The 16,926-nt window shown below is 35.9% G+C and carries 14 protein-coding genes; 2 read left to right on the plus strand and 12 right to left on the minus strand.

Features of this window, described 5'->3' with window-relative positions:
- Window positions 1-17 precede the first annotated feature (17 nt).
- The 6 genes from BC781_RS03350 to BC781_RS03375 all read right to left on the minus strand — a co-directional run bounded on the left by BC781_RS03350 (window position 18) and on the right by BC781_RS03375 (window position 4,408).
- Window positions 18-260, minus strand: a complete 243-nt coding sequence (locus tag BC781_RS03350) for a MoaD/ThiS family protein (RefSeq protein ID WP_109615831.1) — start codon at window positions 258-260, stop codon at window positions 18-20.
- Window positions 241-819: a molybdenum cofactor guanylyltransferase gene (gene mobA / locus BC781_RS03355; RefSeq protein ID WP_109615832.1), complete on the minus strand. Its 579-nt coding sequence runs from the start codon at window positions 817-819 to the stop codon at window positions 241-243. Before mobA ends, BC781_RS03350 begins: the two co-directional genes overlap by 20 nt.
- Window positions 816-2,207, minus strand: coding sequence for a molybdate ABC transporter permease subunit (gene modB / locus BC781_RS25820; RefSeq protein ID WP_109615833.1), 1,392 nt, complete (start codon window positions 2,205-2,207; stop codon window positions 816-818). Before modB ends, mobA begins: the two co-directional genes overlap by 4 nt.
- A gap of 9 nt (window positions 2,208-2,216) precedes the next feature.
- On the minus strand, window positions 2,217-2,939 hold the full coding sequence (modA, locus tag BC781_RS03365) for a molybdate ABC transporter substrate-binding protein (protein ID WP_109615834.1): 723 nt from the start codon (window positions 2,937-2,939) through the stop codon (window positions 2,217-2,219).
- Window positions 2,936-3,280, minus strand: a complete 345-nt coding sequence (locus tag BC781_RS03370) for a winged helix-turn-helix domain-containing protein (RefSeq protein ID WP_109615835.1) — start codon at window positions 3,278-3,280, stop codon at window positions 2,936-2,938. Before BC781_RS03370 ends, modA begins: the two co-directional genes overlap by 4 nt.
- A 216-nt stretch (window positions 3,281-3,496) precedes the next feature.
- Window positions 3,497-4,408, minus strand: coding sequence for a lysophospholipid acyltransferase family protein (locus BC781_RS03375; RefSeq protein ID WP_109615836.1), 912 nt, complete (start codon window positions 4,406-4,408; stop codon window positions 3,497-3,499).
- Window positions 4,409-4,750: 342 nt separating this feature from the next.
- On the opposite strand from BC781_RS03375, the gene BC781_RS03380 reads away from it, so the two are divergent.
- Entirely contained in the window at window positions 4,751-7,117 is a 2,367-nt protein-coding gene (locus BC781_RS03380) for a TonB-dependent receptor (protein ID WP_109615837.1), read from the plus strand.
- Between the two features lie 293 nt (window positions 7,118-7,410).
- The gene (locus BC781_RS03385) at window positions 7,411-8,151 is read left to right on the plus strand and encodes a hypothetical protein (RefSeq protein ID WP_146201614.1); all 741 of its coding nucleotides are present in this window, start codon (window positions 7,411-7,413) and stop codon (window positions 8,149-8,151) included.
- A 350-nt stretch (window positions 8,152-8,501) separates the two neighbouring features.
- On the opposite strand, the gene BC781_RS03390 is transcribed toward BC781_RS03385, so the two are convergent.
- The 6 genes from BC781_RS03390 to BC781_RS03415 form a co-directional block, all read right to left on the minus strand.
- Window positions 8,502-10,184, minus strand: coding sequence for a SpoIIE family protein phosphatase (locus BC781_RS03390; protein WP_109615839.1), 1,683 nt, complete (start codon window positions 10,182-10,184; stop codon window positions 8,502-8,504).
- A gap of 169 nt (window positions 10,185-10,353) precedes the next feature.
- Complete coding sequence (locus BC781_RS03395) at window positions 10,354-11,184, minus strand: ABC transporter ATP-binding protein (protein WP_109615840.1); 831 nt, start codon at window positions 11,182-11,184, stop codon at window positions 10,354-10,356.
- Window positions 11,185-11,196: 12 nt separating this feature from the next.
- On the minus strand, window positions 11,197-12,072 hold the full coding sequence (locus BC781_RS03400; RefSeq protein ID WP_170123100.1) for an ABC transporter ATP-binding protein: 876 nt from the start codon (window positions 12,070-12,072) through the stop codon (window positions 11,197-11,199).
- A gap of 281 nt (window positions 12,073-12,353) precedes the next feature.
- On the minus strand, window positions 12,354-13,454 hold the full coding sequence (locus BC781_RS03405; RefSeq protein ID WP_109615841.1) for an ABC transporter permease: 1,101 nt from the start codon (window positions 13,452-13,454) through the stop codon (window positions 12,354-12,356).
- Window positions 13,455-13,589: 135 nt separating this feature from the next.
- The gene (locus BC781_RS03410; RefSeq protein ID WP_109615842.1) at window positions 13,590-14,996 is read right to left on the minus strand and encodes a CmpA/NrtA family ABC transporter substrate-binding protein; all 1,407 of its coding nucleotides are present in this window, start codon (window positions 14,994-14,996) and stop codon (window positions 13,590-13,592) included.
- Between the two features lie 84 nt (window positions 14,997-15,080).
- Window positions 15,081-16,346 (minus strand): alginate export family protein, encoded by a 1,266-nt coding sequence (locus tag BC781_RS03415; protein WP_109615843.1) that lies wholly within the window; start codon window positions 16,344-16,346, stop codon window positions 15,081-15,083.
- Between the last annotated feature and the right edge of the window lie 580 nt (window positions 16,347-16,926).

Consider the following 16,926-nt stretch of genomic DNA (forward strand, 5'->3'; position numbering starts at 1 on the left):
TACTTGGTTTTGTAGAATCAACCTCCAGCAAAAGGAGGTAACAATGCTAATTCTGCTGCTTGAGAAAGTGAAGCATCCTTATTTGTCATCTTGTGGTTTTGACTAATCATGTAAGTAAAATCAGCCACCACAGGATATTTTTCATGCACAAGGTGTAAAAGATCCGAAACCTTGGCATTGCTCGGCACTTCCCACTCTTCGGAATCTTTCCCTACTTTGTCGGAAAGAATTCCAAAATACTTAATGGTTAATCGGTTCATCTTTTAATCTTTTATAATCTTCGGGTGTATTACAATTGAGTAAAGTTGAAGAAGTATTGGCGTCTAAATCAAGTGTTTTTGCTCTGATCACGTCCAACATTTTCATCAAACTATATCTTTTATTTTCTATTTGTTTTTCAATCAATTCAAACACAGAACGATGATAGCAGCCAACTAAAGGGTAAAGTTGATCACCTATTTTACAGACTGTAGCGCTGCCATTTTCTTTGGTTTGTTCCAATAATTTCTCAAGAATTGAAACAGAAATCATCGGGCTATCACAGCTAATAAAAAAGTAATAATCCGCTTGCTTACTTTTCATGACAGCATAAAGTCCTCCAATTGGACCAATGTCTGAAATCAGGTCTGGGACTAGTGAAAAACTAAATTTTGTATATGCTAAATGACTAGTCGAAATCACGATCTCGTCAGCGCCTATTTCGTCTAGCTTTTCAGAAATAAGTTCGACAAAGCTTTTACCACCAAGTTCCAAAAGACCTTTGTCTTGCCCCATCCTTGAACTTTTGCCACCAGCTAATATGACACCTAATACTTTCATGCGAGCTTAAAGTTTAAGGGTTCATCAATAGCTTCTGTAACCAATTTTCCTTCATGAATTAGAAAAACTTTGTCACAGATTTTATTTAGTAATTCCACTTCATGACTCACAATCAACATTCCTGTATTTCTTTTTTTATGGCTTGCCAAAAGAAATTCTACTACTTGTTTTTTCAGTCGAAAATCCAATGCTGAAAAAGGCTCGTCTAGCAAGATGAAATTAGGATTCATCAATAAAGCCCTGCCAATTGCCACGCGCTGTTGTTGCCCGCCAGAAAGCGTATTTGGATACTGATCTAATAGCTCTTCTAATTCTAATTTTTCTACCAATTCATCATAAAATGCGTTTGTAGACTGAAGCGAAAAACATAAGTTTTCTTGAACATTTAGATGCGGAAAAAGTGCATAATCTTGAAATACTACCCCTAGCTTTCTACACTGAGGACTGACCATTTGTCTTGTTGCTTTATTCCAAGGTTCTTTCCCCCAATTCATTTCTCCTTCAGAGAACGAACTCAAACCTGCTATTCCTTTGAGTAAACTTGTTTTCCCTGCTCCCGAAGGCCCCGTCAGTCCTATAATTTGGTTTGACTTAAAGTTGAATTGTAAATTGATCTCTTGTTGTTCAAATTTCTTTCTGAAATCAATGGCTATATTTTCTACAGACTTAGGTTCAATTTCAGCGTGTAGAAATTGAGTACTAGACTGCTTTTTAGTTATCAATGATAAATTCCAATTCTTTACCTTTTTCAGATAATTGATAAAAAGTAAAACTGAAAAAGAAAAAACTAATAATACGGCTGCATACTGATGAGCAGAAGTATAATTTAAAGCCTCTACCTCATCAAAAATAGCAATTGAAGCTACTCTTGTTTCATTCGGAATACTTCCTCCAAGCATAAGTACGACCCCAAACTCGCCAATTACATGTGCGAACGTCAGAGCAAAAGCGCTAAGCAGCGAAATCTTGATATTTGGCAAAAGAACGTTGAAGAAAGACCACCATTCACTTTTCCCCATCGAAAAACTCATTTCTCGAAGCGAAGAAGGAAGGTTTTGTAAGCCTGTCTGAATTGGAGAAACCATAAATGGTAAACTGTAAATCACAGAAGCCATCACAAGTCCTTCGAAAGTGAAAACCAGTCGTAAACCAAACATCTGATCGATCAACTGACCAAAAATATTGGACGGATGAAATAGAATCAGAAAGTAAAATCCTAAAACAGATGGAGGTAATAAAAGAGGAAGGCTGACCAAGCTTTCAACTACAGGCTTTCCTTTAAAGCTTGAAAAGGCTAATATTTTAGCCAATGGCAAAGCGATCACACACAAAATGATTGTGGTGACAAGTGCCAATTTCAAACTCAATATAAATGGTGCCCACTCCATCTTTTCTCCTTAGAATCCGTATTTTTTTAATATTACTACTGCTTTATCAGACTTGAGAAATTTATAGAAATCCAATGTATTTCTGTTATCGTTGAGTAATAGTAAACCCTGTTCTAAAGCATCAACTTCAGCACACTCACGGAGCGACTCTTTCTTTTCCCCTAAAGCCAAACTCGATGAACTAGAAGTAAAAGCCATCGCTACTTGTTCAGACAATATGTAATGATTGACTTGAGATATACTATTTCCAAAAACCAACTGACTTTCCAATTGCTCGTAAACGCCAAATTGTTTTAGATAACTGACCGCCAAAGCACCAAATGGTGCTGTTTTAGGGTTCGCAATTGCAATTTTCAAATCTTTATTCTCAATGATTTTAGTAAAATCTATAGCATCTGCTATTGCCCATTGACACAGTTTATTTTCACCTAGCTTAAAAGCTCTATGTTCCAATTCAAGACTTTCATATACTTTAGAACTATAAATAGTATCTGCTGAAATGAAAATATCAAAAGGTGCTCCCTGTAATATCTGAGTCACGAGAATACCCGAAGAAGCTTTTACCAGCTCTATGTTTTTTCCTGTTTCCTCTTCGTAGACATTTTCTAATTCTTGGAATGCATAAAACGTACTTGCCGCTGTAGCCACTAATACAGGTTCATTCTTAGGCAATCCACATGAGGACAGAAAGCAAACGACACATATAAAAATATACCTAATGAGACTCTTCATGATTTTAAATTTTCTTCAATGTTTGCCAATTCACCATCTAGAAAGTTATAAAACCGAACTTGCAACTCTCTATATTCCTTAATGAGCTTAGTTCCTTTTTCGGTCACAACAGTTCCACCACCACCTTTTCCACCAGATGATTTCAACACTACCCCCTCTCCTGCGGCTTTATTCAACTCATCAATAAGTCGCCATGCTTTCCGATAAGAAATTCCGAGTTTTTTGGCTGAAGCCGAAATTGAACCACACTCTAACAAGGCTTCCAAAAGTCTTACGCGACCTTCGCCAAGTAACGTCTGTCCATTTTCTTCTATCCAAAAGCGTCCTTTTATTTTCCTCATCGTTATTCCTTTGAAAACACAACGATACGATATTACGTAATTATACTTACTTTTAAAATCGTTTTTAAAAATATTTTTAAAGTAAAAAACACGTAAAAATTACATCATATAAAAGAAATAAGATTGTATTAGAATGCTGAATAGGTATTCTCATTCGTTCTTCAGAAAGTAAAAAATAAAAAAGCCATACCTTTTTAAAAGATATGGCTCCTAAGTTTAAACCTGTAATTCTGGCTCTGGAATTACTCCATCAGGATAATCCCTTGTCACTTTACGTTTCCAACGTTTATGAGACCAAAGCCAATAAGCAGGTTCTTCTATTATTTGTTTTTCTAATCTTCTTGTATGTTTTTCAGTAATTGCACAATGCGGTTCCATAGAAGGATCTTCAACCAAAACCTCAAAGAAGATATCATAATAACCTCTTTTTACCTTCCGAATTTCTCCGAATATGACAGGTGCATTTAACTCTCTAGCATACTTTTCAGTCCCAAACATAACCGCAGTATCTTGCGACAAAAACTTAGTCCAATATACTTTTTTACTATATGTCGGTGATTGGTCTGTACCAAAAGTCAGCGCAAATGGTCTCTTCTTCTTGATGTAGGTACGCATAAATGCTTTGACCTCCATTTTAGGAATTGCCTTCGAACCACTTTTACCTCTCGACTCCTTAAATTTCTTTTCAAAGAATTTATTCTTCAATGGTGTATATAAACCAACAATCTGATGCTTCAATTGTGCATTGAAAGCCGCTGCAGACATTTCCCAGTTATTATAATGTCCAAAAGTAAGAATCACGTTTTTACCTTGATCATAAAACTGATTCATTTCCTCTGGATTTATAACTCTGACCCTTTTTTGAAGCTCTTTTTGAGACATACTAAAAAGGCTAATACTTTCCACAATAAGGTCACAAAGATGAGCTATGTAGCGTTTAACCAATACCTCTATTTCCTCATCTGTTTTTTCGGGAAAAGAATTTCTCAAATTTTCTCGAATCACTTTTTGCCTGTACGGAACAACGCGGTACATCAAAAATGCGAGAAAATCCGAAAGCTTATGTAAAACCCCAAGAGGTAAAAGCGATAAAGGCTTTAAGATCAAGTAGTAAAGGAACTGAGCCATAATTCGATCGTGAATAATTCTGAAAAATGAAGTCTATTTGAAATTTATCACTCCTTAAAAATGCTAGATTTTTAGATCGGGGTGCAAATCTAATAAATAGACCTTCAATTGTATTATATAAAGTATGACTTAGGCTAAAATATCTTTACTATTAAGTTTAATTGGCATTAGTTTAAGATTATTCACAAAACTCTCCCTTACAAAAATCCTTACCCAATCAGATAATTGTACTGTGTTTTGATGGAATGAAAAGTATAGAATAAAATGCAAACAGAAATCTCCAAATAAAATTTTAAGGAAAGAACATATTATAAATTAAGCCTTAACTGAGCTTCTTTATTTATGATTCGACCTTCTAATTTTCGCTTTGTTATTTTCTTCTCATTCTTAATTTTTTGCAGCCCCCTCCTCGCACAGCAAAAAGTTGATGTTTCGGGTTATGTGAAGGATAAAGCTGGAGCACCACTCATAGGGGCATCGGTTTATATACAAAGCACCGATTTTGGTGCAATCACAAATGCTGATGGTTATTATAAAATAAAAAGTGTTGAACCTGGTAGCTATAATCTGGTAGCGAGTTTTATTGGTTACAAAGCGCAAACGAAATACAATATTATCATCAAATCTAGAGGAAATCAGCTTTACAATTTTCAATTGGAAGAATCCTCAGAAACACTTGATGAAATAACCGTATCACCAGATCAGAATCAAGTAAGTCGTCCAATCGAAACACCTCTTTCCACTCAAAAATTAACAGCGGCAGAAATTGCAACATATCCTGGAGGAAATAATGATGTTGTAAAAGTTGCGCAAACATTGCCTGGTGTTTCGCCATCAGTGGGTGGATTTAGAAACGATTTGATTATAAGAGGAGGAGCACCCAATGAGTCTGTTTATTATTTAGATGGAATGGAAATTCCAACAATCAATCACTTCAGTACACAAGGCAGTGCAGGTGGTCCTGTTGGTCTTCTCAATGTTTCATTTATTGACAATGTTACTTTATCTACTTCTTCATTTGGAGCACAGTACGACAATCCACTTTCTGGAGTACTCCAGTTTGAACAAATAGACGGAAATCGAAGAGATTTTAGTGGAAACATAAGGGTAAGTTCAAGCGAGACAGCCCTTACCTTGAACGGTCCACTTTTAAAAAATGGAGAAGAACAATCTAAACTCAGCTACATTCTTTCGGTCAGACGAAGTTACCTTTCCTTCATTTTTGGGCTTATTGGGCTTCCAATCAGACCCGATTATTGGGACTATCAGTACAAAATTAACTACGAAATTAATGCTTACAATACCTTAAGCCTTTTAGGAGTAGGTTCTATTGATGATTTTGATGTAGAATCTGATGATGACTTTAGTGACGAAGAACAAGCACTTTTTGAGCAAGTGCCATTTATTGAACAAGAAACTAACGCTATAGGACTGACATGGAATCGACGTTTCAAAAATGGAAAAGGCTTTATGCAAACTACGCTCAGTAATAATTTACTGAATAATGAATTTTCAAGATTTAGAGACAATGAAAATAAAGAAGGGCTATTTTTTAAAAATGATTCCAAAGAAATAGAAACTAAATTAAGGTATGCCTATACCTACTTTTCAAAAAACTGGAAACTTGTTGGAGGCTTTAATCTTCAATACAGTTACTACGAAAACAACACCACAGATCTTAATCGAGATTTGCAATATGCTACTGATATCGACTTCTACAAGTATGGTATTTTTGCCAATGCTTCTCGATCATTTTTCAATAAAAAATTAGAGTTTTCCTTCGGTTTCCGATTAGATGATGATGACTTTATCAGAGGAAATACTCTGGGGAATACATTTTCACCTCGTTTAGCATTATCCTATGAATTTGCTCCGAATTGGAAAATAAACGGTACTGTAGGACGATACTACAAAATACCTCCTTATACTATTCTAGGTTATCAAGAAAATGATATGCTCGTCAACAGAAATGTAGACTATACAAGAAGTGACCACTATGTTTTAGGTTTAGAATATGTGTTAGGGCCATCTTCAAACATCACCTTAGAAGGTTTCTACAAAGCTTATGATGACTATCCCATTTCTGTAGATGATTCTGTGTCTTTAGCTAATAAAGGAGCTGGATTTGAAGTTTTAGGAAATGAAAAAATAGAAACTTCAGGAAAAGGACGTGCCTACGGTTTAGAATTATCATTACAACAAAAACTACAGCGTAACTTTTATGGTATTTTCTCCTATACCTTTTTCTTTAGTGAATTTACAGGCTTTGATCGAAATAACTTCCTTCCGTCTACTTGGGATAGCAGACATCTGATCTCTTTCACAGGAGGATATAAATTAAATAAAAATTGGGAAATCAGCGCTCGTTACCGATTTGCAGGGGAAACACCTTTCGTTCCTACAGACCTTGACTCGACCTTGGTTACTTATCCAGAAATTATCCTTGACTACAGCCGTTTGGGAGAAGTAAAACTCGATGTTTTCAGCCAATTGGATATTAGAATTGACAAAAAATGGAACTTCAATAAATGGTCATTAAATATCTTCATTGAGGTTCAAAATATACTAGCACAAAATATTCCTACTCCACCTGAGTACATCCTTGCGACAGATAATAACGGAAATATAATTGAGCCAAGAGAACTCATAGAGATAGAACAAGAAAATGACAGTCCTGTCCCTGCCCTTGGAATTGTCATCGACTTCTAAACGGATGTAACTTTTAAAATAGAAATAAAAAAACAGAAATTTATCACAAGTACTTTTAGCATTTCTCTTCCTCTCAATATTCATATTTGATGCTATAGATCATGCTTCTTCAGAAAAAATAACAACAGACCATTCTTTATACATTGTAATACCTAATGAATAGAGAACATAGTTCTTAGACCTATCCTAACTCACACCAAAACTACTTACATCAGATGAGATTACATTCAACTAAAAGAATAAACTAAGCCATTTACCAAGTTGTTTTTCTGATACAACCTAATTATTGACCTATGCTAAAAACTTTACTATTACTAGCTATCATGATTTTTTCATGGGCTTTACCTACTTATGCCCAAAAAAAAGAGCCTGAACTTCATATTCTTCTTCCTGAAGACCTTCAAAAAGGAGGTGATTTTGAAGGTTATGTTGTGCTAAAAGAAGAAGGTGATACTCTTCATGGTCACATTAGTATAAAGTCATTGAAGCACCATGAAATGGGGCATGGTCATAGTTTCCCGATTATTGAATCTATCAAATTTAAAGCTGAATGGGGAGAAATGACTTATGATTCAGATGGGATTAGAAGCTTTGCCCTCAAAAGAAAGAAGCCGATTAAAGCATATGATAATCTGGATTCTTTTGACCAAGAATACATGCACTTTGACCTAAAACGATGTCTTAATCAACACCGTTCAGGATACCATGACTTATTCTTACAACGATTGTTAGATGGCGTGGTTCAAATTTATGAAATCCCTTATATGGAAGTCGTTGAAGATAATTTGAAAGATGATAAGATTGTAAAAAAGCTCCACTACCTCGTCAATAAAGAAGACTCTGACTTTTGGGATATTGGAATCAATAACTGCTATCAACTTATACCTCTTCTTTTAGGTGATTCAGACGAAACACAAGTATATCTAAATAAACACCTAAACTGGTTTGACATCTCTCACCTACCTATACTTATTGATTATTACAATACACATCATCATAGACGAAAGTGGAAAAAAAATGTCCATAACTTTTAAATAGTTGGACATAAGAAAATAGGTAAGACTATCCTTAGAATTTACGAAGCTAGCGAGTGCATTATCTAAGGATATATTTATGGATGAAAGAGGCGGACGCAGTTCTTCAGACTATAAAAACACACACAAAATCGAGTCTGAAGACTCTCTCCTTCATTCATGAGTTCTTAGAGCAACTCTAAGAACAGTATTTTTTAACCTAAAAATATTTACTCTAGTATTTATACTTTGTTCGTTTTCTAAAAAGAAATACCTTCTCGAAAATCGAGAAGGCATTTACACTTTACACTTTTCCCTTACGAGAGTTTAACATCCCTAATTTTTTGGCTAGTAAAAATTAGTTCTTAAAATTATAATTCAATCCCAACTATCAACACGTCATCTGTCTGTGGAACATTCCCTTTCCAGTCATCAAATGACTTTCGTAGTACCTTCTTCTGTTCATCCATATTAACTCCACCTAAAGATTCTATCAGCGAAATCAGATTACTTTGTTGGAACTTCATATTGTCTTTTTCACCAAATTGATCTTGATAACCATCACTACACAAATAGAACTGTTCTCCAGTTTTATAATTGGTCGTTACACTTGGATAAATCTTTTCGTACTGTTTAGAGGTATATCCGATGGTCACTCTTGCTCCTTTAAATATTTCAAATTCTCCATTTGACCTTCTGATAAACATTGGCCTTTTTGCTCCTCCAAAGGTTATTTCTTTTTTAGCTTCATCAATTCTAACAATGGCGATATCCATTCCATCATATACTTTTTCAGCTCTTTTAGAATTCAAAAACTGATACAGTCTAGCATCTAATTCTTCTAATATTTTGGAAGGCTCAACGATCTTATTCTCGATAATGATATTGTTCAATAATATATTCCCGATCATCGTCATAAATGCCGCTGGAACACCATGACCAGTACAATCGGCAGCCACTAGCAACTTGAAATCATCATTTTTATGAAACCAATAGAAATCTCCTGAAATCAAATCTTTTGGCTTGCTCATGATAAAGCCATCTGTGAAATGAGCTAAGATTGACTTTCTACTTCCTAGCATAGCATTCTGAAGCCTACGAGCATAATTTATACTATCTGTTACTTTTTTATAGACTTTAGATAATTGCAGGTTTTGATCAAAAATTCGATCATTCTGAGCCTGCAACTCTTGGCTTTGTTGTAATATTTCTTCTTTCTGCTCTTGAATTTCTTTTGTTCTTTCTTCAATCTTCACCTCCAATTCTTGATTTATACTCATTTGAAGGTTGTGGTTTTCTTGAAGTTGAGCGATTAATTCTTCTTGGGCGTGTTTTTTTAACTCATTAGATATTTTTAGGTCTTGATGAGCGACCTCCAATTCATGATTCTTCTCGGTAAGCTTCGACAGGTAGCGAGTCATCGCAATAACTGCTGGTCTAAAAATCAATAAAGCTTCTAAAAGGATGGTGGTGAGGGTAATGATCAGAATAACAATCTCAATCTTTTTTACAGTCTGAATACGAGAAGTAGATTCAAAATCATATTGGAATGTAATTGAGTTCATTCCTTTCAAAAAGTCTCCTTCATTCATTAAGATTTGGGCTACTAATTTATGTTTGTCAGTATCCAAATCTGATTTTATGAGTGAAAATGCTGCTTCCTCTATCAACTCATAGTTATATTTGATTCCATCAAACATTGTAGTTACATCTGTACTATTCTCCCCTCCTAAACCCATCCCCTCTTTTCTCTCAATCAAGCCATAATGTGAACTACTCCACAACTCAATCACTTGCTCAAATTCTTTTTTGAGGTCAAAATATCTTTCATATTCAGATTCCTTCTCTAATTGTAATGCAAGCTTGGAGATTTTTTGGCTCAACATTCTCTGACGTCCTGAGATGTTGATGACCCTTGCATCTTTTTCTTGTTTACTAAGCACTCCACGGATGATAAGTTGGCTGGTGATACTCATGAGTGCAATTAAACTTAGCGCAATTATGTAAGAGGTGGTGAATCTCTTTTTCGGATTTTTCTGTAAAAAAGTTGCCATTAGTTGTAGGTGTTGCGATGTAAAAAGTTAGTAGACAGTTGATTTGAAGCGAAAAGCATCAGCTACATGTCTCACCATGTAGCTTCCGCCTTATCATACGCAAAACAGCAAAGTATGCTGACTAAAATAAACACTTAGTGTATTATAACACTACTATGAAAAAAGTATCTTAATGATTCAAGAAATCCATTAGATACCCTCTATAATCGTAATAATCTGGATGTTCTAATACCGCTTTACGGTTACGTGGACGCTCAAATGGGATTGGCAATTCATCTCCAATTTTAGCGAAAGGTCCACTTGTCATCATGATGACTCTATCAGCTAAGAAAATTGATTCATCTACATCATGCGTAATCATTACTGCTGTGATTTTCTCTTTTTGCCATACCTCCAAAAGAACATCTTGAAGCTCACCCCTTGTCAATGAATCCAACATTCCGAATGGTTCATCTAGCAATAAAACTTTAGGCTTAAGCGCAAAAGCTCTTGCTATTCCTACACGTTGTTGCATTCCTTGTGAAAGCTCAGTTGCTTTTTTATGGAAATCATTCCCTAGACCAACTTTGTCCAAGTAATACTTACAGATATCAACTTTTTCCTTTTTAGTGGCATGAGGAAAAACTTGTTTTACACCTATAAGAACATTCTGAAGCGCTGTCATCCAAGGGAAAAGACTTGGCGATTGGAATACAACAGCACGGTCAGGACCTGCTCCAGCAATTGGTGTTCCGTCTACCAATACTTGACCTCCACTGATTTCATTCAAACCCGCAATCATTGTGAGTAGCGTAGACTTACCACAACCTGAATGACCAATAATAGAGATGAATTCTCCTTGCTTGATCGACAGCTGAAGATCAGACAATACCGTATAATCTCCTTTAGGTGTCGGGTATATTTTAGTAATATCTTTACAGACTAGCATATCTGGTCTATCATCTTTTAAGATAGATGCCCATGCTTTTTTCTGGATATTTTCTTTTTCTAATAATTCCATGAGTGTAGGGGGTTAAGCTCTTTTTTTAGATTTCATGAATCGACTGAAGAAGCCTGTTGGCATGACAGGTTTCAAGTCTGGTAGTGTATAAGTTTCACCTCCTTCAGCTTTTCGGTTTGCACCGACTTCAATTAAATACTCTAAAATCTCATTTCTGAGGTGCTTATACTCTGGATTTTTATTGATTTCCGCAATCACACGAGGTCTTGCGAAATTGACTTTAAATTCTGGGCCTAATGTCGCTCTTGGACCTGGTGTAAGAGGAATAATCCTGTCGGCCATGATAATTCCCTCATCTACATCATTGGTAATCAGCAAACACGTTTTCTGATCTTCACCCCAAATCTTCACGATTTCTTCTTGAAGTGTGCCACGAGTCAAGGCATCCAAAGCGCTTAGCGGCTCATCCATCAGGAGTACTTGAGGGTTCATCGCTAAGGCTCTGGCCACAGAAACACGCTGTCGCATACCACCAGATAATTCAGTAGGTTTCTTGTCGATGGCATGAGAAAGGTGTACCATTTCTACATACTTACGAATACGCTCGTCCTTTTCTGCTTTAGATGCTTTGGGATAAACTTCATCAATTGCCAATTTCACATTCTGATAAACTGACAACCAAGGAAGTAATGAGTAATTTTGGAATACTACTCCTCGATCTGGACCAGGGCCTGTAATTGGCTTCCCATTCAGAAGTACTTCGCCTTCATCAGGAAATTCTAGCCCGTTAATTAAATTTATGAGGGTTGTTTTTCCACTGCCTGTAAAACCAACAATGGCTAAAAACTCACCTTCTTCTATAGATAGATTTATATCTTTTAAAACTTCAACTTTGTCTTTGCCTGTTCCGAAAGATTTGCTGACGCCTTTTAATTCTAAAAATGCCATAATCTTAATTTTTTGATTCAATAGGACTGTTTGAAGAGTTAACGAAGTGATCTTCAAACTCAGAGATAAAGGATTCTGTTTACTCCAAATGTCCTGCAATTTTGCACTAGACTTTTTGGAAAAGACTGTCCTTGTTCTTTCTTCTTTTGTCTTGACACAAAAGAAGCAAAACGTCAAGGCTATGATGTTTCATCTAATGCCGGTTTATTTGACTGTTAATTGCATAACTTGTTGAATTTATTTCTCAATTCAACAGTTAAACACATCAACAATTCAACACCCTAAGCTACTTCAGCCTTGTTGAAAGACATCATCTTTTGGACGGTCATCATGATACGGTCAAGTAAGAAACCGATCAATCCAATAATGAACATAGCTACGATGATTTTAGCATTTGAATCATTTGCTCCATTTTGGAATTCTTCCCAAACAAATGACCCTAGACCCGGACTTTGAGCCAAAAGTTCAATGGCAATCAATACCATCCATGCTACAGAAAGTGTAATTCTTAATCCTGTAAAAATCATTGGCAAAGAAGATGGTAAAACTACTTTGAAGATGTTTTGACCAACATTCAACTTCAATACTCTTGCTACATTCACGAAATCCTTATCAACAGTAGAAACTCCCATACTTGTATTTACAAGTGTTGCCCACATGGCACAAAGTCCTACCGAAATAAATGAGATCATAAATGATTTATCCATGTCAGAATCTGACATAAGCGTTTTCACAATCATGAAAACTAATAGTAGCCATACTACTGGCGATACTGGCTTAAAGATTTGAATTAACCAGTTAAAAGAGGTTCTAAGTGTACTACTCAAACCGATAATAATACCTATTGGGATTGCAATTAGGGCAGCCAATAAAAATCCTGCAAATACAGTTTTAAGGCTAGTACCAATTTGGTCTACGAAAGAAGGACGACCTGTGTAGGTGATAGGTGCTAAACCTTTTGCCTCTCTTGAAGCATTAGTTTTGGCCACTTTCTTTTCGAAAGCATCTTTCTTGTCGCTAATAATTTCATGGTCTTTCAGAAGTGATAAATAGGCTGTCCATACTTTTGCTGGGGAAGGAAGTGTATTTGGCTGACAGCTTACATCTCCTGAAGCAATACAAGATGCCATAGCTTGGGCTGCTGCTTCACCTTGTTCTGTTCTTGCTTTTTCAATTCTTGAATTAGCTTCTTTGTTGTACAAGAAATCGGCACCTAAATGCCATACCAACAAGAAGAATAAAATAGAAGCTAATGGAAATATCGTTGACTTTACGAAGTTGATTAAATTCTTTTTAGGCTCTTCACCATTAATCAAACGAACAAGAGGTTCTAAGAAACCTAGTCCTGTAAATCTTAAACTGTTTATTACTTTGTCTTTCATCTTTTTCTAGTTTTTGCGTATGTAAAGAAAGATTGTTAGTTGACTTGTCAATTATTTTGTTCTGCTTGGATGAGAGAAAAAGAAGAGGGAGCAGAACACCCTCCCCTTTGTAATCAAGAGTGAATTTTAATTAGATTAAAGCGCATCGTCTTTGTTACCAATCTCGAAGCTTTTCAGATAACCGATAGGATCTTTACCATCGTATTTTACACCATCAATAAAGTCTGTAGTTGGTGTTTTGTAACCATCTGTTGATGGAATTTCTGAAGCTTCTAAGTGTCCTTCTTTCACAAGCAATTCTGCTGCTTGCATCCAAATATCAGGACGGTAAATATCTTTAATAGTACTGTGGTACCAGTCTGCTGGCTTAGTCTCAGGAATTTGTCCCCATCTTCTCATTTGAGTCAAGAACCATACACCATCAGAATAGAATGGGTAAGTAGCATGATGACGGAAGAATACGTTGAAGTCAGGCATTGAACGCTTATCTCCTTTCTCAAATTCGAAAGTTCCTGTCATTGAGTTTGCAATTACTACTGAATCAGCACCTACATATTCTGGCATTGAAAGGATACCTACTGCTTTTGGTCTGTTACCTGGAGTATCCAACCACTTACCTGCTCTGATTAATGCTTTTGTTACAGCCGTTGCAGTGTTAGGGTATTTCTCAGTAAACTCTTTCGTCATTACAAATACTTTCTCTGGGTTATTTTTCCAAACATCATAGTTTGTAGTAACTGGCACACCAATACCTTTAAATACAGCTTGTTGGTTCCAAGGCTCACCTACACAGTAACCGTAGATTGTACCTGCTTCCAAAGTAGCTGGCATTTGAGGTGGAGGAGTTACAGAAAGAAGAACGTCTGCATCTACCTGACCCTGAATGTTATCTGCAGTATAGAAACCAGGGTTAATACCTGCTGCAGCTAACCAATATCTGATTTCGTAGTTGTGCGTAGAAACTGGGAATACCATACCCATTTTGAATGCTTTACCATCGTTTTTATACTCACTAATAACGGGAGCGAGAGCGTCAGCTTTGATTGGGTGAACAGGTTTACCTTCAGCATCTTTTGGCACATGAGGCTTCATTTTTGACCATACGTCATTTGAAACTGTAATACCATTACCATTCAAGTCCATTGAGAAAGGAGTTACCAATTCTGCTTGACGACCAAAACCAGCACCTGCTGCAATTGGCTGACCTGCCAACATGTGAGAACCATCCAACTGACCATCAATTACACGGTCAAGAACGTTTTTCCAGTTTGACTGAGCTTCGATAGTTACATAAAGTCCCTCATCTTCAAAGTAACCTAACTCTTTAGCAATTGCCAAAGGAGCCATATCTGTCAACTTAATGAAACCAAAAGTCAACTGAGGCTTTTCAATTTCCAATTGAACTGTAGAACTTGAATCAAGAGAAGCTTCGCTTGTTTCCTCAGAAGAAGAAGACTTACTTCCTCCACATTGAGTCAATCCTACTAAAAGCATCGACAGGATTGAATATCTAACGATAGGATTTAAGAATAATCTTAACATTTTAGTATGCTTTTTAAATTTTTAGATCAGCTTCCAAGCGATTAAACTTGGAAGCATTTATGTGTTTCTGTTATTTCTTATTGATTATTTAGAGGCAAAGATTTGAGGCTTGAAAGTAAGCATCACCCATGCCCAGTTTTGAGTTTGGCTGCTGTCTCCTCCTTTCAAAATCTCCATTGACTCAGTAGCGAACAACTGAGAGTAACCAACATTTAGTGTTACGTCTTTGCTAAGTTTTCTAGCATAAACTAAGTCAAACTCAGTACCCAAGCTAGCATCAGCTACGGCTCCTTCAGTATCTGTAAATTCAGAAGCACCTAAGAATTGGTGACCGTGAACGATCAAAGCACCAGCTTTTTCACCTAACTTAAATTTCGTTTTTACATAAATATCTTGTAGACCTACATTGCCGTGAGCATTACCTACGTAGAAGTAGTCCATGAAGCCATTGTGAGCGTGGTTTGTACCGTATGCAGGAGTAAACTGAGTGATTTTAGTATCCGTTGCTTCTCTACCTGACAAGTATTGATAACCTACTGTGATTGGCGTAAGAGATGTTTTATAAGTAGCATTCAAGTCAAACATATAAGCATCAACTTCTGAACCTTTGAACTCTCCTGTTTGGTAATATCCTTCTCCAGCAAGCTTAATTCCACCAATTTTTTTCGAGGCTACCAATCCAACAGTTTGTCTGTTACTTACGCTATCTAAAGCAGCTCCGTATGCCCAACCGTCGTTGAAAAGAAGTGCAGAAACTCCTCCTCCTTCAAAATCTTTATGTACCCACAGGTATTGCATTGTTTTATAGTTAGCTACATCATAAGCAGTACCTACCAATTTTGCTGGCTCAGCAATTGTACCACTTTGGTTATAAGCAAAACCTGCATGGATTTTCAATTTAGACTCCGCATCTTCGTATTGGAACAATGCAGCATCGTGTCTACGACCTTGTTGCGCCCATTCCAAACCACCTAGGAATCTTTGATTATCATATGAAATGATCTGACGACCTACTTTCAATCCAAATTTGCTAGTGAAGTTGTATTTCGCCCAAGCTTCACTGATAGCTGTCATTCCGTTGTCATCCTTAAAGATTTGACCAGTCTCACCCCAAATACGGATGTCTTGAAGTGTAAACTTTAATTGTAGTTTGTCTTTCTTATAATCGAAATACAAACGTGATCTTTGTTCTGTAAATAAAGCAGCATCTACATCTTCTGCTGTCAATTTCTTAAATCCGTTTCTGTACTCTGTTCTTGGTCTTACTTCAGCAGTAATAGACAACTGCGCATTAGACTCTAGTGCAAAAAGTAATAGTAGCGATCCGATTAGGAAAAAAAGCTTTTTCATCTTAAGCAATAGTTTGTTTAGTGAATAAGTATTATTACGTACCAACACTACAAACATAAGTAAGCTTAATTTTAATACTTAGCACTTAACACAGCCTAATACAAGCTTTTACAACAAGTAAAAAACTGCATTTACGCATTTTCAATGAATAAAACACTGATTAACAAGCTAAATACATTAGAGAAACATTATACGTATAAATAACTAGAAGTACCTAAATCGAATAAAAAATCAGTAATTTTTTCAATAAAATTGATTCAAGTTTCAATACAACACTTAATAATTTAGGTAAAACCACATTTTTAACAGTAAAAAACTAAGTCATTAACTTACATTTTACGTAGTTTTAAATCAGCTATTTAAAAATATTAATACACTAAAAATAAGGTTATTAAGATTAAAAACTGCGAAATAACATATTTACACACAACTATTCACATGTTTATAAATGCCCTATAACACCACTCGTTATGATTATAGTCGCTACTATTGTAAGTATAAACACTTAGTTATTATACGCAATGAAAAAAGAAGCTCTATATCTTGAAAAGGCAACGAGTATTAACCTCTTTAGCCTTAA

This window comes from Sediminitomix flava, from assembly GCF_003149185.1.
Taxonomy (GTDB): domain Bacteria; phylum Bacteroidota; class Bacteroidia; order Cytophagales; family Flammeovirgaceae; genus Sediminitomix; species Sediminitomix flava.